This window comes from Nocardia terpenica (assembly GCF_013186535.1).
Classification (GTDB): Bacteria; Actinomycetota; Actinomycetes; order Mycobacteriales; family Mycobacteriaceae; genus Nocardia; species Nocardia terpenica.
Genome location: NZ_JABMCZ010000005.1, coordinates 235,527 through 253,797 on the forward strand (window position 1 = coordinate 235,527; position 18,271 = coordinate 253,797).

General features: G+C 68.3%; 18 protein-coding genes. 7 read left to right on the forward strand and 11 right to left on the reverse strand.

What is annotated here, in order from left to right:
- The first annotated feature begins 8 nt into the window (after positions 1-8).
- Complete coding sequence (locus HPY32_RS36930; RefSeq protein WP_067588649.1) at positions 9-1,343, forward strand: ABC transporter ATP-binding protein; 1,335 nt, start codon at positions 9-11, stop codon at positions 1,341-1,343.
- Here the strand turns inward: HPY32_RS36930 and HPY32_RS36935 are convergent.
- Positions 1,288-1,599, reverse strand: a complete 312-nt coding sequence (locus HPY32_RS36935; RefSeq protein ID WP_067588647.1) for a hypothetical protein — start codon at positions 1,597-1,599, stop codon at positions 1,288-1,290. The genes HPY32_RS36930 and HPY32_RS36935 overlap by 56 nt on opposite strands.
- A 42-nt stretch (positions 1,600-1,641) precedes the next feature.
- Complete coding sequence (locus HPY32_RS36940; RefSeq protein WP_067588645.1) at positions 1,642-2,364, reverse strand: TetR/AcrR family transcriptional regulator C-terminal domain-containing protein; 723 nt, start codon at positions 2,362-2,364, stop codon at positions 1,642-1,644.
- 54 nt (positions 2,365-2,418) lie between these two features.
- Between HPY32_RS36940 and HPY32_RS36945 the strand changes: the two genes are divergently transcribed.
- Positions 2,419-3,888, forward strand: coding sequence for an MFS transporter (locus HPY32_RS36945; RefSeq protein WP_067595859.1), 1,470 nt, complete (start codon positions 2,419-2,421; stop codon positions 3,886-3,888).
- On the opposite strand, the gene HPY32_RS36950 is transcribed toward HPY32_RS36945, so the two are convergent.
- Entirely contained in the window at positions 3,889-4,662 is a 774-nt protein-coding gene (locus tag HPY32_RS36950; protein ID WP_067588644.1) for a cyclase family protein, read from the reverse strand.
- Positions 4,663-4,788: 126 nt separating this feature from the next.
- A complete protein-coding gene (locus HPY32_RS36955) occupies positions 4,789-5,457 on the reverse strand; it encodes a DUF4360 domain-containing protein (RefSeq protein ID WP_082871415.1) in 669 nt (222 codons plus the stop codon).
- Positions 5,458-5,864: 407 nt separating this feature from the next.
- On the opposite strand from HPY32_RS36955, the gene HPY32_RS36960 reads away from it, so the two are divergent.
- Positions 5,865-6,044 carry a hypothetical protein gene (locus HPY32_RS36960; RefSeq protein ID WP_067588642.1) on the forward strand — a complete coding sequence of 60 codons (180 nt, stop codon included), beginning with the start codon at positions 5,865-5,867 and terminating at the stop codon, positions 6,042-6,044.
- A gap of 8 nt (positions 6,045-6,052) precedes the next feature.
- On the opposite strand, the gene HPY32_RS36965 is transcribed toward HPY32_RS36960, so the two are convergent.
- The 7 genes from HPY32_RS36965 to HPY32_RS36995 form a co-directional block, all read right to left on the reverse strand.
- Entirely contained in the window at positions 6,053-6,535 is a 483-nt protein-coding gene (locus HPY32_RS36965) for a hypothetical protein (protein ID WP_067588640.1), read from the reverse strand.
- 122 nt (positions 6,536-6,657) lie between these two features.
- A complete protein-coding gene (locus HPY32_RS36970; RefSeq protein WP_067588638.1) occupies positions 6,658-8,196 on the reverse strand; it encodes a DHA2 family efflux MFS transporter permease subunit in 1,539 nt (512 codons plus the stop codon).
- Between the two features lie 60 nt (positions 8,197-8,256).
- Complete coding sequence (gene ctaD, locus HPY32_RS36975; RefSeq protein WP_171983247.1) at positions 8,257-10,002, reverse strand: aa3-type cytochrome oxidase subunit I; 1,746 nt, start codon at positions 10,000-10,002, stop codon at positions 8,257-8,259.
- Between the two features lie 309 nt (positions 10,003-10,311).
- The gene (locus HPY32_RS36980) at positions 10,312-11,970 is read right to left on the reverse strand and encodes a GMC family oxidoreductase N-terminal domain-containing protein (RefSeq protein ID WP_067588634.1); all 1,659 of its coding nucleotides are present in this window, start codon (positions 11,968-11,970) and stop codon (positions 10,312-10,314) included.
- 119 nt (positions 11,971-12,089) lie between these two features.
- Entirely contained in the window at positions 12,090-12,863 is a 774-nt protein-coding gene (locus HPY32_RS36985; RefSeq protein WP_067588633.1) for an ABC transporter ATP-binding protein, read from the reverse strand.
- The gene (locus tag HPY32_RS36990; RefSeq protein WP_067588631.1) at positions 12,860-13,927 is read right to left on the reverse strand and encodes a FecCD family ABC transporter permease; all 1,068 of its coding nucleotides are present in this window, start codon (positions 13,925-13,927) and stop codon (positions 12,860-12,862) included. The genes HPY32_RS36985 and HPY32_RS36990 overlap by 4 nt, the downstream gene beginning before the upstream one ends.
- Positions 13,905-15,002 (reverse strand): ABC transporter substrate-binding protein, encoded by a 1,098-nt coding sequence (locus HPY32_RS36995; protein ID WP_082871414.1) that lies wholly within the window; start codon positions 15,000-15,002, stop codon positions 13,905-13,907. The genes HPY32_RS36990 and HPY32_RS36995 overlap by 23 nt, the downstream gene beginning before the upstream one ends.
- A gap of 153 nt (positions 15,003-15,155) precedes the next feature.
- Here HPY32_RS36995 and scoE point away from each other — a divergent pair, with 153 nt between their 5' ends.
- Genes scoE through HPY32_RS37015 form a run of 4 tightly spaced genes read left to right on the forward strand, consistent with a single transcriptional unit; the run spans position 15,156 to position 18,271 of the window.
- On the forward strand, positions 15,156-16,004 hold the full coding sequence (scoE, locus tag HPY32_RS37000) for a (3R)-3-[(carboxymethyl)amino]fatty acid oxygenase/decarboxylase (protein WP_216676704.1): 849 nt from the start codon (positions 15,156-15,158) through the stop codon (positions 16,002-16,004).
- 1 nt (position 16,005) lies between these two features.
- Positions 16,006-16,539: an FcoT family thioesterase gene (locus HPY32_RS37005; RefSeq protein WP_067588627.1), complete on the forward strand. Its 534-nt coding sequence runs from the start codon at positions 16,006-16,008 to the stop codon at positions 16,537-16,539.
- Positions 16,536-18,044: a long-chain-fatty-acid--CoA ligase gene (locus HPY32_RS37010; protein ID WP_067588625.1), complete on the forward strand. Its 1,509-nt coding sequence runs from the start codon at positions 16,536-16,538 to the stop codon at positions 18,042-18,044. Before HPY32_RS37005 ends, HPY32_RS37010 begins: the two co-directional genes overlap by 4 nt.
- Complete coding sequence (locus tag HPY32_RS37015) at positions 18,038-18,271, forward strand: phosphopantetheine-binding protein (RefSeq protein ID WP_067588623.1); 234 nt, start codon at positions 18,038-18,040, stop codon at positions 18,269-18,271. The genes HPY32_RS37010 and HPY32_RS37015 overlap by 7 nt, the downstream gene beginning before the upstream one ends.

The following is an 18,271-nucleotide window of genomic DNA, read 5'->3' on the forward strand; positions in this document are numbered from 1 at the left end:
GAGATTTCATGACGGCAACCACCACCGACGAGGTGCTGCTCGAGGTCGACGGGGTCGGCAAGTCGTTCACCGGCGCCGCCGGGGACACCCTGCAGGTTCTCGACGACATCCATCTGACGCTGCGCAGCGGCGAGATCGTGGCGCTGCTGGGCCGTTCGGGGTCGGGCAAGTCGACGCTGCTGCGCACCATCGCGGGCCTGATCGCCCCCACCACCGGCAGCGTCCGCTACCGCGGCGCCCAGCTCGACGGCGCCAATCCCGGTGCGGCCCTGGTGTTCCAGTCCTTCGCGCTGATGCCGTGGCTGACCGTGCAGGACAATGTGGAGCTCGGGCTGGCCGCCCGCAACGTGCCCCGCGCCGAGCGCCGGCGCCGGGCGCTGGAGGCGATCGACATGATCGGCCTGGACGGGTTCGAGACCGCCTATCCGAAGGAGCTGTCCGGCGGCATGCGCCAGCGCGTCGGTTTCGCGCGAGCGTTGGTGCTGGAACCGGACCTGCTGCTGATGGACGAGCCGTTCTCGGCGCTGGACGTGCTCACCGCGGAGAACCTGCGCACCGAGCTGGTGAACCTGTGGGCCACCGAGGATTTCCCCACCAAGTGCGTGTGCATCGTGACCCACAACATCGAGGAGGCGGTGCTGCTGGCCGACCGGGTGGTGGTGCTGGGCGCCAATCCGGGCCGCATCATCGCCGATATCCCGGTGACCATGGCCCGCCCGCGCGACCGCCGCACCGGCGGGTTCGAGCTGCTGGTCGACGAGATCTACGGCCTGCTCACCGGCCGCGACACCGTGCGGGCGCAACCGGAACCGGACAAGGCGACCCCGACCGCGACCCCGCTGCCCGACGCCTCGGTCGGCGGGCTGGCCGGTCTGGTCGAGCTGGTCTACGCCTCCGGCGGGCGCGCGGATCTGCCGGAGATCGCCGACGAGCTCAACTTCGAGATCGATGATCTGCTGCCGCTGGTCGACGCCGCGGCCCTGCTCGGTTTCATTACCGTCGAGTCCGGCGATGTCACCCTCACCGATATCGGCACCCGCTTCACCACCGCCGATATCCAGGAGAGCAAGAAGATCTTCGCCGAGCAGGCCCGCCATCGCGCGCCGCTGGTGCGCACCATCTGCAAGGGCCTGGCCGGTAGTTCGGACGGCACGCTGCGGGCGAGCTTCTTCCTGGATCTGCTGCGGCGCGGATTCTCCGCCGAGGACGCCCGCCGCCAGCTCGACATCGCCATCGACTGGGGCCGCTACGCCGAGCTGTACGACTACGACGCCGACGACGACGAGATCACCGCCGACCGGGCCGCCGAAGAATTCGCCGCCGTCCGCGAGAACTGGGACTGATTCGCCGTCCCCGGCCAAAAGCGTGCCGGGGACCGACTTTGGTGCTGCGCAGCAGCCGGGGACCGACTTTGGTGCCGCGCAGCAGCCGGGGACCGACTTTGGTGCTGCGCACCAGCACGATCAGCAGCCCCACCAGCAGGCACAGCAGAATTCCGGTGCCGATCCACACCTCGCTGCGGCTGTAGGCGGGCACATGCCCGGGGACGGCCGCCAGCGCGACCAGCACCGCATCGGTCCCGGGCAGGGTGAACACCATATCTATACTGTGCCCTCCCCCACCGGTTCCCGCGGAATCGGGCTAGGTCTTCGTGGCGGCGTTCCGGGCGGCCGGGACGCGGGCGGCGAGGCCGTCGAGGGTGCATACGAGGCCGAAGTCGAAGGCGAGGGCACGCATGGTGTCGTGGTCGCCGCTGCGGACCGTCTCGCGGTAGTCGGCGATCATCTCCGGGTAGTCGGCGGCGACCTGTTCCAGGGTGGCCAGCATGGTGTCCCGGTCGAATTCCATCGCGCCCAGGGTTTTTCGGTAGGTGATCTCCGGAAGGACCGTGCCCAGCACGTAACTCATCACCGTGCTGGTGGCCAGGTACACGTCGTTGCCCTCGAATCCGGCCTGCACGAACGCCCGGCGCAGGCGGTCGCCGATGCGGAAGGAGTTGGGGCCCAGGCTCGGTAACCGGCCGAGCAGTTCGGCGGCCCAGGGGTGTTCGAGCAGCGTGTCCCGCAGCCGATAGGCGAAGGTCCCCGCCACCTCGCGCCAGGACGTCTCGTCCTCGGGCAGCCGCACGCGCCCCCACATGCCGTCCATGACGAGCTCGAGCAGTTCGTTCTTGTTGGCGACGTACCAGTACAGGCTGGTCGCTCCCGCCCCGAGTTTGGCGCCGAGCTTGCGCATGCTCAGCGCCTCGAGCCCGTCGGCGTCCAGCAGTTCCGTCGCGGCGGCGACGATCTGCTCGCGGCCGAGGCCGGAGCTGCGGGGTTGGCGCGGGGGCCGGGTCCACACGGAGGAGAACTGCTTGGTCACGACCTCGACCTTAATTCACTCGCACGGTGTTCGAGTTTATCGTACGTTGTGCCGGTGAATTCGAACGCTGTACGAGACATCGCGACTCCCGACCCGCGGCGCTGGTGGGTGCTGGGCGTGCTGTGTCTGTCGCTGTTGGTGCTGATGATCGACGGCACCGTCTTGAACGTGGCCATCCCGTCGCTGATCCGCGAATTGCACGCCTCCCCCTCGGATGTGCAGTGGATCCTCGACGCCTACACGCTGGTCTTCGCGGGCCTGCTGCTGACGGCGGGCAGCCTGTCCGACCGGTTCGGCCGCCGCCGCGCGCTGATCATCGGATTGAGCGTGTTCGGCGTGGCGTCGCTGGCGGCGACGCTGGCGACCGAGCCGTGGCAGGTGATCGCCGCGCGCGCCGCGATGGGTGTGGGCGGGTCGCTGCTGATGCCGTCGACGCTGTCGATCCTCATGGTCACCTTCGACGAGTCCGAGCGCCGCAAGGCCATGGCGGCCTGGTCGACGGTGTCGATCGTCGGCATCGTCGCGGGCCCGGTCCTGGGTGGCACACTGCTGCAACACTTCTGGTGGGGCTCGGTGTTCCTGGTGAACATTCCGGTGGCGGTGATCGCGATCGCGGCCGCGCTGACGCTGATGCCCGAATCCCACGGCGAGCAGCGGCCGGTCGACCTGGTCGGGGTGGTGCTGTCGACGGTGGCGCTGATCGCGACCGTGTACGTGATCATCCAGCGGGAGTGGAACATTCCGGTGATCGTGCTGGCGGCGGTGGCGGCGCTGGGGTTCATGTTCTGGGAGTCGCGGTCGGCGCATCCGATGCTGCCGCTGGGGGTGTTCCGCAGCCGCGATTTCACCGGCACCTGTCTCACGCTGCTGCTGATGGTGTTCGGCATGGGCGCGCTGATGCTGATGCTGACCCAGTATCTGCAATTCGTGCTCGGCTACAGTCCGATGGCCGCGGGTCTGGCGCTGCTGCCGTACGCGGTGGCGTCGATGCTGTGCAACGGTCTGGGCGCGACGCTGGGCAAGTCGGTGAGCAACAAGATTCTGATCGTGTCGGGCCTGTTCGTGATGGCCGCAGGGTTCGCGGTGCTGGCCAATGCCACCAGCTATGTCTGGGTGCTGTCGGCCATGCTGGTGATGGGCGTGGGCGGCGGCCTGGCCGCTCCGGCCGCGTACGCGTCGATCATGAGCGCCATCCCGCTCGAGCACGCCGGGGTGGGCTCGGCCATGAACGACACCATTCAGCAGGTCGGCATGGCGCTCAGCATCGCCCTGCTCGGCAGCGTGCTGGCCGGGGTGTTCACCTCGCACATGCCCGCCGACGTTCCCGCCGCGGCCCGCGAATCCATCGGCGCCGCTTTCCAATTCGGCTACATCGAACCGGCGAGGTCGGCGTTCACCGCGGCCATGTCGACGGGTTCGTGGATCAGCGCGGCGTTCAGCGCGGGCGCGGCGGTGCTGGGCATCTTCCTGCTGCGCGGCCGCAAACCCGTTGCCCCGCAGCCGGAGAACGCGCCGGTGTCGTGATCAGTCGTCGAGGATGGCGACGGCGCGGGTCCACCCGGCCGAGGCGGCATGGACCTTCACCGGGAAGCAGCTGACCAGGAACCCGTCGCCGGGCAGCTGGTCGAGGTTGCCGAGCTTCTCCAGGTGGCAGTAGCCGATATCGCGGCCCGCGCGGTGGCCTTCCCAAATCAGCCCGGCGTCACCGGTTTCGGCGTAGCGGCGGGCGGTGTAACCGAACGGGGCGTCCCAGCTCCAGGCATCGGTGCCGGTGACGCGCACGCCCTGCTCGAGCAGGTGCAGGGTGGCGTCGCGGCCGATGCCGCACCCGGAGTCGACATAGTCGTCCTCGCCGTAGCGGCCGCCCGCGCGAGTGTTGACCAGCACGATCTCGAGCGGGGCGAGGGTGTGGCCGATGGCGTCGAGGGCGGCATCGATATCGTCGGGGGTGGCCACGTATCCGTCGGGCAGGTGCCGCAGATCCAGTTTCACGCCCGGCCGATAGCACCACTCCAGCGGCACCTCGTCGATGGTGGCCGCGCGCTGGCCGTGGTTCATGGTGGAGGCGAAGTGGTAGGGCGCGTCCAGGTGGGTGCCGTTGTGGGTGGACATCGTCACCCGCTCCACCGCCCAGCCCTCGCCGTCGGGCAGCTCCTCGGCCCGCAGCCCGGGGAAATAGCCGAGCACGTCGGCGACGGTGTCGCGGTGATCGAAGTATTCGATGCTCGGCAGCAATCCCGGTGGGTCCGAAGCGATTCCACCGCGCAACGCCACGGAGATATCGATGAGTTTCGCCATCACGGTCCTCCCGCCGGGGTGTTCGTACCGCTCCAGTGTCGCCGCCGCGGCCCGATCACGCGCGAGAACCCCCGGCGCGGCCGACCGTCCCGTCGGTCGCACCGAGGGTCCCGGTGCGGCTGTCGGCTACTTCGCCGGGCACTGCTTCCACGCGAAGTGATAGGTGGTGGTGATGCTGCCGTCGGTGGAGTCCATCGTGATGAAGCTGGTGGTCTTGTGGGGATCGGAGCTACCGGCGTTGGCGCGCAGTTCGGTGTTGATGTCGAAATCGCGGAATTCACCGCACGGCATGAACACGACCGAACCGACATCGGTGGAGTCGGTATTCTGCCAGTCGTCCTCGAACGGACCGGTCATGGGATGGTCGACGTATGCGGTGGGCGAATCACCCTGGAAGTAGTACCGGGCCCGTTCCAGCGCGGTGGCCCCGGCCTCCAGATGCGCGAATCCGCGGTAGTCGGCCTCGGCGATGCCGTAGGTGAAGCCCTGCGGGACATGCACTCTCAGGTCGAGCTGGCAGTTCTTCCGGAAATCGGTCGGCTGCGAGCCCACCCCGACCTGCGCGGTGTACTCGCTGTAGGTGACGGTGAAGGCGGTGTTGTCGGGCGCGACCGCGACGGCCGCCGTGTCCTGCGGACATCCGGACCCATTGACGGTCACGACGTCGATGGTGATCTTGTCCTGTGGTGGGTTGTCGCTCCACACGGACGAGGGCGCGCCGGACGCCGGTGATCCGGACAGCGGAATGGCGAACGCGAAAAGAGCGGCACCGAACGCGGCGAATTTCTTGAACATGATTCCTCACGATGCTCCGGGTGACGATCCGGTAGACACCTCACTGTAGGCATCGCGGGACCGAATCCAGAACCTTTCTCGCGCCGCCGCTTTCGGCCCCCTACCAATTCTCCGAGCGCACGCCGATTGGCACGGACAAGAATTGAAATGTCATGCGCGAAGGAGTGATCGGTCACCGGATCTCGCATAATTCTTCCGGCCGGAAATGCACTACCCCCCGGGTGGTATCCGAGTAATTTTCGACCCTTACCCGTCCTCACCAGTTTTGTGATCTAGATCACTTTCGGGTTTGAAAAGTGCCCCGCGTCACAATCTCTTCTCCGATCGCGCGGGTAGGCGCACTCTCATAGATAGCTGTCAGTTTGCTGTTCGGATGCTCGTCCCCACCGAGACCACTGGGAGATGTCATGCAGAGTTCAGCCGAGAGCAGGGATCTGGTGGCGACGCGGTATGCCAGCTGCCGGGTGGATCCGGGACCGATGCCGACCGATCACGCGCGGATCGTGCTGAGCCTGCACGCCGGGCACGGGCCGGGGTGCAGCCAGTATCTGGCGGCGCTGCGGTCGATCTCGACGCTGCTGGACTGAGTTCGACCTCATCCGGCGGGTTCGGGGTCGTAGCCCTTGATCAGCTCGGTGGCGCCGCGGGCCGCGGGCCAGCAGTGGATGAACAGCCGCTGCCGGGCGACCGGATCGTCCGGATCGTCGTCGTAGTCGGGTTCGTTCTCGAACGGGTTGCAGGCGATGCTGACGCGTAGCCGGAGCCAGCCGCGCGGGACGGTGACCCGGTCGTCGGCGTCGGGCACCCAGGTGGGGCTGCTGACGACCAGATACCCGGAGTCGACGCGCAGGCTGAACTCCAGGACCGCGTCGAAGTCGTGGGTGTGCTCGCTGGTCGGGATCTCGGTGACCTCGAAGGCGATCAGGACATTGGTGTTGACGCCGGTCAGGATGCCGACGGCGTCCTCGGCCAGGGTGAGGGGATAGTCGGTCCACTCGTCCCAGGGGTGGTTGACGGAGTCGGCGTCGAACAGGTGGATCTGGTTGTAGTCGGAGAAGATGGTCCGCTCGATCGGCACAGATTCCCTTGTACTCCTCGAACGCCGCGCTCTCCACTCGGAACCGCGAGTTCCATCGACGCCGGAAGGCCGCGCGGCGCACCGGTTTTCACCGGCGCGGCGCGCGGCCCCGGGTGTATCGCTCAGTGCCCCAGCATGACCGGGGCCTGCTCCCCCTCCGGGAGGGCGGGTTTGCTGCGCGGCAGGAACGCGGCCGGGATCAGGGTGACCACGACGAGCGCGATCACCAGGATGTAGGTGTGCGCGAATGCGCTTGCGGCCTGGTCGAATCCGGTGCTCAGCGCGCCGGGCGGCAGCTTCTGGGCGATGGTGGGGTCGAAGTGCGAACCGATCGCGGCCCCGGCCAGCGGATGGCTGTTGAGGGCGTTGGTCAGCACCACCGACATGAGCGCGGTGCCGATGGAGCCCGCGGCCTGGTTGACGATGTTCATCAGCGTCGAACCGCGCGCCACCTGGTCGTGGGTGAGGGTCTGGATGGCGGCGGTCATGGTCGGCATCATGGTGCAGCCCATGCCCAGCCCCATCACGAACAGCGCGGCCAGCATCCACGGGTACGGGGTGTCGGCCTTCAGCTGGGTGAAGAACACCGTGCCGATCCCGATCACCGTCAGGCCCGCGAGCACGATCTTGCCGGGGCCGATCTTGTCGACCAGGCGGCCGCCGATCGGCATGGTGAGCATGGCGCCCAAACCCATGGGGGCGGTGAGCCATCCGGTCCACAGCGGGGTCTCGCCGCGCACCTGTTGCAGATACGACGGCAGCAGGATTCCGGAGCCCATGAACGCGATGGCGAACAGCATGGCGGTGAGCACCGCCAGGGTCAGCGCCCGGTTCTTGAACAGCCGCAGGTCGATGAGCGGATGGTCGGTGCGCAGCGCGTGGAAGACGAACGCCACCATCAGCACCAGTCCGATCGCGGCCGGGATCAGCACCTTCGGGGCGGCGAGGGTGTGCTCCTCGGGGATGGAGGACACGCCGAACAGGAACAGCGCCAGGCCCGGTGAGGCCAGCACCATGCCGAGGAAGTCGAACGACTGCGACGGTTCGGGTTTGTCGGCGGGGAACACGATGGCCGCCAGCGCCAGCGCGATGATGCCGACGGGCAGGTTGATGAGGAAGATCCAGTGCCAGCTGAAGCTGCCGATCAGCCAGCCGCCCAGGATGGGGCCGAGGATCGGGCCCAGCAGCATGGGCACGCCGAGCACGGCCATCACGCGGCCGACCCGCTGCGGCCCGGCGGCGTGGGTCATGATGGTCATGCCCAGCGGCATCAGCATGCCGCCGCCGAAGCCCTGGATCACGCGAAAGGCGATGAGCGACTCGATATTCCAGGCGAACGAGCACAGCACGGAGCCGAGCACGAAGAACGTCAGCGCCAGCATGTACAGGCGCTTGGTGCCGAACCGGTCGGCGGCCCACCCGGTCAGCGGGATGACGCTCGCCAGGGCCAGCGTGTAGCCGGTCATGGTCCAGGCGGCGACGGCGTAGCTGGTGGAGAAGGTGTGCTGGAAGGTGGGCAGTGCCACGGTGACGACGGTGACGTCGAGGATCGACATGATCGCGCCGAGCACGACCACGCCGGCCACTTTGAACACGCCGGCATCGAGTGCGTCGGATGCGGGCTCGGGCCCCGCGGCCCGGGTATCCGGAGGATGGGTCACCGCTTAAGCCTGCCAGCCGGACGGTGGCTGTACCACCACTATTTTGCCGAAACCGGACGGTTATTTCTCGGCGGCGCTGGGTGCGGGGGTTTCCTCGACGTGGGTCTTGGGTGAGCCCCAGCCGACGTGGGCCTCGGCCCGCATCCGCTCCACCATGTGCGGATAGTGCAACTCGAACGCCGGACGCTCCGAACGGATTCGGGGCAGCTCGTAGAAATTGTGCCGCGGCGGCGGGCACGACGTCGCCCACTCGAGGGAGTTGCCGTAACCCCACGGGTCGTCCACGGTCACCACCTCGCCGTACCGGTAGCTCTTGAAGACGTTCCAGAGGAACGGCAGCGTGGAAGCGCCCAGGACGAACGAGCCGATGGTGGACACCGTATTGAGGACGGTGAATCCGTCGCTGGGCAGGTAGTCGGCGTAACGGCGCGGCATGCCCTGCGCACCGAGCCAGTGCTGCACCAGGAAGGTGGTGTGGAAACCGATCACCGTCGCCCAGAAGTGCCACTTGCCCAGGCGTTCGTCCATCATGCGGCCGGTCATCTTCGGGAACCAGAAATAGATACCCGCATACGTGGCGAACACGATGGTGCCGAACAGCACGTAGTGGAAGTGCGCCACCACGAAATAGGTATCCGACACATGGAAATCCAGCGGCGGGCTCGCCAGGATCACACCCGACAACCCACCGAACAGGAACGTCACGATGAACCCGACCGAGAACAACATCGGCGACTCGAACGTCAACTGACCCCGCCACATGGTGCCGATCCAGTTGAAGAACTTCACCCCCGTCGGCACCGCGATCAAGAACGTCATGAACGAGAAGTACGGCAGCAACACCGCACCGGTGGCGTACATGTGATGCGCCCACACCGCGATCGACAACGCCGCGATCCCCAACGTCGCATACACCAGCGTGGTGTACCCGAAGATCGGCTTACGGCTGAACACCGGGAAGATCTCCGACACGATCCCGAAGAACGGCAACGCGATGATGTACACCTCCGGATGCCCGAAATACCAGAACAGGTGCTGCCACAGCAGCACGCCGCCGGTGGCGGGATCGTAGATGTGCCCGCCCAGGTGCCGATCCACCATCAGACCCATCAGCGCGGCGGTGAGGATCGGAAACGCCAGCAGCACAAGCACACTGGTGACCGCGATGTTCCAGGTGAAGATCGGCATCCGGAACAGCGTCATCCCGGGGCAGCGCAGCACCACCACGGTGGTGAGCATATTGACGCCACCCAGGATGGTGCCCAGGCCGGAGACGGCCAGGCCCATGATCCACAGGTCCGCGCCCACGCCCGGGGAGTGCACGATATCCGACAGCGGCGTGTACGCCGTCCAGCCGAAGTCGGCCGCGCCGTTGGGGGTGAGGAACCCGGCGGTCGCCATGGTCGCGCCGAACAGATACAGCCAGTAGCTGAACGCGTTCAGGCGCGGGAAGGCGACGTCGGGCGCCCCGATCTGCAAGGGCAGCACCACATTCGCGAAGCCGAACACGATCGGGGTGGCGTAGAACAGCAGCATGATCGTGCCGTGCATGGTGAACAGCTGGTTGAACTGCTCGGTCGACAGGAACTGCAGGCCCGGCCGCGCCAGCTCGGCCCGCATCAGCATCGCCAGCAGACCACCGACCAGGAAGAACGCGATCGAGGTCACCAGATACATCTGACCGAGCAGCTTCGGATCGGTGGTGATGAGCACCTCGCGGATCACCGCCCCGCGGGGTCGATGCCGCGGCGGATACGGCCGCTGGGCCTGGGCCGGTCCCTCGGGGCGGGGCGTCACGGCGGTCACGAGATCCTCCTCGAACTTCGTCGATCGAGCACAACCTCTGGCAACAGCTCAGCACGCGAGATCAGCATACGTGCGGCAATCGTAGGCGTCCCCGCCCGGGCGGCGTCGCCGAGTCCGGAACCGCATGCCTCGACGACGCCGCGTCCGGCCGGGAAGGACCGCGGTTAGCGCAAACCTCCAGGACTGTGCAAGCCCAGAGCGCCGACGCGTCATCGGCGCCCCACACACCCTGGCGACCACGACCAATTCCCGCGGCACACGGTACAGCCCCTACCGCGCCGAAGGGTCATATCCGCCCGGCGTGTTGCCTCAGGTGAGCGGGCCGGTCGGTGAGCGGGAAGGGCGGTAACCGATGCCGGTCTTCTGGACGGTGCCGTCCTTGGCGGGGACCGCGGCCATGGCGCGCTCGGCCAGGGCCGCGATGGTGAGGCTGGGGTTGACGCCGGGGTTGTAGGGGACGGCCGAGCCGTCGGTGATGAGCAGGTTCCGGTAGCCGAATACGCGGTGGTTACCGTCGATGAGGCCGTTGGCGGGGTCGGTGCCGAGTATGGCGCCGCCGAGAATGTGGGCGGTGAAGGGGATGCCGAAGGATTCGGTGGCCCACAGCTGGGGGACGGCGTCGTATTTTTCGGCCATGTGCTCGATGAAGTCGTTGAGCGGGGGGATGGAGGTGGGCAGCGGATGGGCCGGATCCACGCGGGCTCGCAAACCGATGCCGCCGAACCAGCGCCGCACGGATTGTAATTGGATGATGCCGTCGCGATTCCACATGGCGGCGACGATCATCGAGTGCCGCGACCAGCCGAACACATTCCGAGAGCGCAGGAAATCCCAGGGGTGCACCAGGATTGCGCGCAACAGCTGCAGGGGCCGGGGCATGCGGGTGGCGCCGCCGGTCAGCGGGAGGAACAGCGCGCCCATCGCATCGCCGCCGCCACCGTATTGGGCCCATTGGAAATGCAGGTCGTCGGTCGGCAGCAGGCTGCCGGTGAGGGCCACGCCGTCGGTGAGGTCGGCGGTGCGGTCGCGGAGCATGATCGCGCCCATCGACTCGGCGTTGGTGCGGACGTCGCGGCCGATGCGCTCGCTCAGGGCGGGCAGCGAGCCGCGGCGGCGGCAGGCGGCCAGTAGTCGGCTGGTGCCCAGCGTCCCCGCGGCCAGCACCACCCCGCGGGCGCGAAGTACCGTGCGGCGCTTGCGAATCCAGGCGCCCGGGCGTCGGGCGCGGATCTCGTATCCGTCGGCGCCGTCGGCCGCCCCGATCGGCCGGATATCGGTGACCAACCGCTCCGGCAGCACCCGCGCGCCCCGCCGCTCGGCCAGGTAGAGATAGTTCTTGTCGAGGCTGTTCTTGGCGTTGTGGCGGCACCCGACCATGCAGCGGCCGCATTCGATGCACCCGGCCCGCTCCGGGCCCTCGCCACCGAAGTACGGATCGGGGACGGTGACGCCGGGTTCGGTACCGAAGAAGACCCCGATCCGGGTCGGGCGGTATCGATCGGCGCCGATGCCCAGCTCCTCGGCGGTGGCGATGATCATGGCGTCGCGTGAGGTCTTTCGCGGGGTGTCGACGACACCGAGCATGAATTCGGCGATCTCGTAATAAGGGTCGAGGTCGACCGCGGCGCCGACCGCGGTATTCAACCGCTCCCGGAAGGTGGCGCCCGCGCGATAGAGCGTTTGCGAATAGACCAGACTGCCGCCGCCGACGCCCGCACCGCTGACAATGGAAATGTTGCGGAAGAAAGTCATCCGGAGAATGCCGCGCAGGCCGAGGCCGGGCATCCAGAAGTACTTGCGCAGATTCCACGTCGTCTCGGGCAAATCCTCAGTGGCCCACCGCCGCCCGCATTCCAGCACCGCGACCGAGTAACCGCGCTCGGCCAGCCGCAGCGCCGCGACGCTGCCACCGAAACCGGAGCCGATGACGACCCAGTCATAGTCGAATCCGTTGTCGTTCAGCGGCACTGATACCTCCGAGATCGCGGAGCGGTATCCGAAACGTTCGGTGTTTCCAGTTTGCTCGGGCGGTCACGGAGCTGTCAAGGCGGCCTGCCCGGCCGCCGACGAGTGAAACATGTTGTGTTCTAATGGGTTCCGAGGGGGGCGGTCACCAGGTGCGGGCGACCGGTCAGCGGGTGGGTGATGATCGCGCTGCGCACACCGAATATGTCGGACATCGTCTGTGCGGTCAACGTCTTCTCCGGTGTGTCGCAAGCGATGACTCGGCCGTGCTGGACGAGCAGGAGGTGATCGCAGTACGCCAGCGCGTGATCCAGGTCGTGCAGGGCGGCGACGGTGGTGAGGCCGAGCCCGCGGACCAGTTCCAGCAGTTCCAGTTGGGCGCCGGGGTCCAGGTGATTGGTGAGTTCGTCCAGCAGCAGGACCGGTGTCTGCTGGGCGAGAGCGCGAGCGAGCAGCACGCGTTGGCGTTCCCCGCCGGACAGGGAGGTGAGCGGCCGATGGGCCGCCCAGGACATGCCGACGCGGTCGAGGGCGTCGCGGACGATGTCGCGGTCGGCGGCATCGGCGCGCCCGAGTCCGCCCTGATGCGGAATGCGGCCCATGGCAACGGTTTCCAGGACGGAGAAGGCGTGCTCGATGCTCTGGTCCTGCGCGACGACGGCGGTGCGCAGGCCGGATTGTCTTGCGCTGGTACGCCATACGTCGTCGGATCCGATGCGCACCACGCCCGCGCTCGGTCGCAGTGCGCGATACAGGCAGCGCAGCAGGGTGCTCTTGCCGGAGCCGTTGGGCCCGGCCAGCCCGGTGAACGAGCCGGGTTCGATGGTCAGGTCGATGCCGTCGAGCACCGGGGCGGCGTCGAGCACGACCCGCAGTCCGCGAACCTCGATTCTCATGCGAGCCCGCCCTTCCGACGGCGCAGCAGGACGAGGAACGCCGGTGCGCCGAGCGCGGCGGTGATGATGCCGATCGGAATCTCGTTGGGCCGGTCGATGATTCGGCTCGCGAGGTCGACCAGGACCAGGAACAGCGCGCCGCCGAGCACGGCCACCGGCAGCATGCGGCGATGATCGGGTCCGACGAGCAGCCGCGCGGCGTTGGGGACGATGAGCCCGAGGAAGCCGATTCCGCCCGCGGCGGCGACGGCGGCCGCGGTGAGCAGCGCGGACATCCCGAGCAGCAACAGCCGCAACCGATTCGGGTGCACGCCCAGCCCGGCGGCGGTGTCGTCGCCGAGCGACAGCGCGTTCATCGCCTGCGCCCGCACCGGCAGCACGAGCACCGCGACGCCGAGCGCGACCGCCGGTGCGGCCAGCGCCGACCAGGTGGCCGACGACAGCGAACCGAGCAGCCAGAACATCACGCCCCGCAGTTCGGCGGGACGGGCCCGCAGTTGCAGGTAGCTGGTGGCGGCGGTACCGAGGTAGGACACCGCGATCGCCGCGAGCACCAGATCCGAGCCGCGCAGCTGCCCGCCACGCTGGGCCAGCAGGAAGACCGCGAGCAGGCTCAGCAGCGCCCCGGCGAACGCGAATCCGGTGACGCCCACGGTGGTTGCCAGCCACAGGCCGCCGGTCATGGCGATCACCGCACCGAGCGAGGCGCCGGAGGTGACGCCGAACAGGTACGGGTCGGCGAGCGGGTTGCGCACCAGGTTTTGCAGGCAGGCGCCCGCGACGCCGAGGGCGCCACCGACGAGCGCGGCCAGCAGCACGCGCGGCGCGCGGAACTGCCACACGATCTGATCGGCCAGCGGGTCGGCCGCGTATCGCTCCCCTCCCAGGTGCGCCGCGAGCACGCGCACGACATCGGCCGGGGAGACGGTGACGGTGCCGAGCCCGATCGCCACAATCACCGCCACCACCAGCGCCACCGCCGAACCCACCAGCAGCGGCCCATAGGCGCGGCCCGGTACCAGGTGCGGCCGGGCGTGGCGCTCAGCTGCCCGCGGCGAGGGCATCGGCGATCTTTGCGACGGCGACGGCATTGAGCGGCCCCAGATAAGGACTGTCGGACAGGGAGATATAGCGTTTGCCGCGCGCGGCGGCCCAGCCGGGGAATTCCGCGAACAGGTCCGCGGCCAGGCGGTCGGCGTTCTCGTCGCCCCGGTATCGGCCGATGACCACCAGGTCGACCGGTGCGGCGGCCAGGGCCTCGGCATTGATCTGGGCCAATTCGTCGGAGGTGCGGCCCCCGAACGGGTTTCGCCCGCCCGCGCGGGTGATGATGTCGTCGTAGATGCCGCCGCCGAACACCGCGGGCAGCCCGTTGCTGTTCATGGCGCTCATTCCGGGATAGACCAGCAGCACAGTCGGCCGCGAGCGGGTGCCGACGCGGTGTTCGATCTCGGCGAGGCGGGCGCGCTGGGCGTTGACGTAGTCGGCGGCGCGCTGCTGCACATCGAAGATGCGACCGAGCGACAGCAGCAGTTCGAACGACGATTCCACCGACTGCTTCGCCGTGGCCTGCCGCTGCGCCCGCGACGCGGCAGGGTCACCGAGCGCGCAGTTGGCGGGGGTGACGAATGCGGGAATTCCCGCTGCCGCCAAGGCTTCTCGGCTGATCGGCCCGGTGCGGTCGGCGAAGGCGCCACCCCAGGTGGCCACCACCAGATCCGGGTGCAGGGCCAGGATCTGCTCGCGGGTGAACTCGCCGCCCTCCCCCACCCGCAGTCCGCCGGTGGGCACGGCGGCCACCTGGGCGGCCATCGCGGGGTCGTCGGACAGCCCGTAGGACTGGCTGTTGGCGATGATCCGGTCGCCGATGCCGAGGGTGAGGAAACTTTCCACCTCCGCGACCGAGGCGCCGTTGAGAATCACCACGCGGCTGGGCGGTCGCTGGAAAGTCAGTGTGTGGCCGCAGTTTTCGACGGTCAGCGGGTACCGCGTGGGTGCGGCGGTGGCCGGTGCGGGCGCGGCGGCGGTACCGGCATCGGTGCCGCCGCGAGCGCATCCGGCCAGGACCGCGAGCAGCATGGCGGCGGCGAGCATCGCCGCGAGCCCGGCCCGGGTGCGCGTGCGGGACACGAAATTCACGTAGACACAGTCGAGTCCACGCGCCGGACGGTTCCGGGTATGAGGCATATCACATTCGCGTACTCGGGCGGAACCGGGTGGGCGGGTCGGCCCGACTGTCTACCCAAGAGCGCCGCACCGCAACCTCTTTCAGTAAAGGAATCACCTGTGAGAATGACTCCGCAGCAAGGCATGGGCGTCGTCGTCGACGATTTCGATCCCGCGGTCGACGAGGATGTGCAGCTGCTGAAGAAGACCGTGTATCGGGAGAAGATCGTGGTGCTGAAGCGGCAGCAGCACGATCCGGCGAGCTTTCTCGAGCTCGGCCGCAGACTGGGCACGCCGGAGGCGTATTACGAGCCGATCTATCATCATCCCGACGTCCCGGAGGTGTTCGTTTCCGCGAATGCCGACGACGACGGCCGCCGCATCGGGGTGCCGAAGACCGGCCGCTTCTGGCATTCGGATTATCAATTCATGGCCCGCCCGTTCGATATCACCCTCATCTATCCGCGGGTGGTGCCGAGCACAAATCGCGGCACCTTGTTCATCGACCTGGCCCGCGCCTACGACCTGCTGAGCCCGGCCCTGCGGCAGGCGGTGGCCGCGACGACGGCCGTGCATTCGGTGCGGCGGTTCTTCAAGATCCGGCCCGAGGACGTGTACCGGCCGATCGGGGAGGTGCTCGCCGAGGTCGACGCCCGCACGCCGCCGGTGCGGCGGCCGACGGTGTTCACGCATCCGCAGACCGGTGAGCGCGTGCTGTATCTCAGCGAGGGCTTCACCGAGGCGATCGAGGACGCCGACGGCGCCCCGCGCCCGGACCTGCTGACCGAATTGCTCACCGCCACCGGGCAACTGGACGCCACCTTCACCCATCCGGCGATTCACCTGCAGACCTTCGACGTGGGTGATCTGCTGATCTGGGACAACCGCAGCCTGGTTCATCGCGCCGTGCACAGCGACACCCCGGAGCCCGCCGTGTCCTGGCGGGTCACCGTTCACGAGCCGATCGGCGGCTGAGATGACCATCGCGCCCGCCCATTACGAGGTCGACACCGAATTTCTGGCCGATGTGCAGCGCTGTTACAAGCCGCACTGCCGATATCTGCGATCGGCGACGGTGGTCGCCGAGTCGGACACGATCGTCGGCCGGGGTCGTTTCGCGGTGCCGGAGCCCTGCTATATCGACGACACCGGGCATCTCAATGCCGTCGAGGTGATCATCTGTTACAACCAGCTGATGTATCAGACGCTCGGCATGATCGTGCGGCACGCGCTCGCCCCCGAATTCGGCGAGTGGGCATCGGAGGATTTCCTGCGCCGCTATCTGCCGGATGTGCTGATCGCCGAGGTGAATACCCGGTTCGAGCGCCCCATCGACGCCACCGGATTTTCCGGGGAATTCCTGATCGACAGTATGCGCCGCTATCGGCCCGGCCCCGATCGCGCGCCGCGGATCGCGCTCGAGACGAGTTTCCGATTCGGTGACGACCGTGGCGGGCAGTGCGCCGGGGATATTCGGCTGGTGGTCGTGGACAGCGGGGAACGCCGATGACCGGGGATTCGACGATCGCCGACCTCGCGAGCCGGGCCGACGGCGACGCGACCGCGCTGATCTGCGACGGCCGCACCCTGAGCTACGCCGGTTTGGAGCAGGCGAGTAACCGGATCGCGTGGGCGATCATCGCCGAGGGATTGGCGCCGGGCGCGCGGGTGGCGTTCCTCGGGCTGGAATCGGTCGACTACTACGCGGCGCTGCTGGGCTGCGCCAAGAGCCGAACCGTGCTGGTACCCATCAATTTCCGGCTCACCGCGCCCGAAATCGCGCACATACTCACCGATTCCGGCAGCCGATTGCTGATCGTCGACGACGCGTTGCGCCCGCGGCTGAGTGCGCTGCCCGGCGTGATCGTGGTGTGCGCCAGCGAGTTCGGCGACTGGTGCGGCGCACACTCCCCGCACGCTCCCGGCCTGCCGGTATCCCGCGCCGACGCGGTGGTGCAGCTCTACACCAGCGGCACCACCGGCCTGCCCAAGGGTGTGGTGCTCGCGCATCGCAGCTTTTTCGCCGTGCGCGAGGCGCTGGCGGCGGCCGGGGAGAGCTGGATCGACTGGCGGCCCGGCGATATCGGCCTGATCGGCATTCCCGGCTTCCATGTCGGCGGACTCTGGTGGGCGGCACAGGGATTGGCCGCCGGGGCGACCATGGTGGCGATGCCGCGGTTCGAGGCGGGGGCCGCGGTGCGGCTGATTCGCGAGCTCGGGGTGACGACGGTGTGCGTGGTGCCCTCGATGCTGGGTCTGATGCTGGACGAGCCCGGCGCCGAGGCGGCGGCGTTCACGACGGTGCGCAAGGTGGTCTACGGCGGCTCGCCGATCTCCGAAACCCTGTTGCGCGCCGCGATTTCCACGCTCGGATGCGAGTTCGCGCAGATCTACGGCCTGACCGAGACCGGCAATACCGCCGTGTGCCTGCCACCGGCCGACCACATCCCCGGCAGTCCCCGGCTGCGGGCGGCGGGCCGCCCCTACCCGGGATTCGCGGTGCGGATCATCGGCCCCGACGGTGCCCCGCTGCCGCCGGGCGAGGTGGGCGAGGTGTGCCTGCGCACGCCCGCGCACATGATCGCCTACTGGCGGCAGCCGCAGGCCACGGCCGAGACGCTGGTCGACGGCTGGATCCACACCGGCGACGCCGGATCGGTGGACGAGGACGGCTACCTGTATCTGCGGGATCGGTTGAAGGACATGATCATTGCGGGCGGGGAGAACATCTACCCGGCCGAGGTGGAGAATGTGCTGGCCAAGCATCCGGCGGTCGCCGATGTCGCGGTGATCGGGGTGCCCGACGCGCGGTTCGGGGAGCGCGTGCACGCCTTCGTCACCGCGCGACCGCACGAAATCGTCAGCGCCAGAGACCTTTTCGTGTTCTGCACCCGGCATCTGGCCGCCTACAAGATCCCGTCGCGGTTCGACGTCGTGGACCGGATTCCGCGCAATCCGAGCGGCAAGATCCTGCGCCGGGAGCTGCGCGACACCGTGCGGGAGGCGTCGTGCTGACCTTCGATCGCCTGCGCGGCGACGTGGCCGAGGCGCTGTTCCTGTCGCCCGGCGACCTGGACCCGGACTCGGATCTGTTTGCGGCGGGCCTGGATTCGATGCGGGCACTGGCCCTGCTGGAGGGTTGGCGGCCCGACAGCGGCCGCGCGGTGGGGTTTCTGGATCTGCTGGAACAGCCGACCCTCGCGGCCTGGTGGCGGTTGCTCGCCCCGCGGCAGGAGCACTGA

Excerpts from the sequence above, each read along its gene's own strand:
- HPY32_RS36930 (WP_067588649.1), top strand. The coding sequence starts at position 9 with ATGACGGCAACCACCACCGACGAGGTGCTGCTCGAGGTCGACGGGGTC.
- HPY32_RS36960 (WP_067588642.1), top strand. The coding sequence starts at position 5,865 with ATGCAGAGTTCAGCCGAGAGCAGGGATCTGGTGGCGACGCGGTATGCC.
- HPY32_RS37005 (WP_067588627.1), top strand. The coding sequence starts at position 16,006 with ATGACCATCGCGCCCGCCCATTACGAGGTCGACACCGAATTTCTGGCC.
- scoE (WP_216676704.1), top strand. The coding sequence starts at position 15,156 with ATGACTCCGCAGCAAGGCATGGGCGTCGTCGTCGACGATTTCGATCCC.
- HPY32_RS37010 (WP_067588625.1), top strand. The coding sequence starts at position 16,536 with ATGACCGGGGATTCGACGATCGCCGACCTCGCGAGCCGGGCCGACGGC.
- HPY32_RS36955 (WP_082871415.1), bottom strand. The coding sequence starts at position 5,457 with ATGTTCAAGAAATTCGCCGCGTTCGGTGCCGCTCTTTTCGCGTTCGCC.
- HPY32_RS36985 (WP_067588633.1), bottom strand. The coding sequence starts at position 12,863 with ATGAGAATCGAGGTTCGCGGACTGCGGGTCGTGCTCGACGCCGCCCCG.
- HPY32_RS36950 (WP_067588644.1), bottom strand. The coding sequence starts at position 4,662 with ATGGCGAAACTCATCGATATCTCCGTGGCGTTGCGCGGTGGAATCGCT.
- HPY32_RS36935 (WP_067588647.1), bottom strand. The coding sequence starts at position 1,599 with ATGGTGTTCACCCTGCCCGGGACCGATGCGGTGCTGGTCGCGCTGGCG.
- HPY32_RS36990 (WP_067588631.1), bottom strand. The coding sequence starts at position 13,927 with ATGCCCTCGCCGCGGGCAGCTGAGCGCCACGCCCGGCCGCACCTGGTA.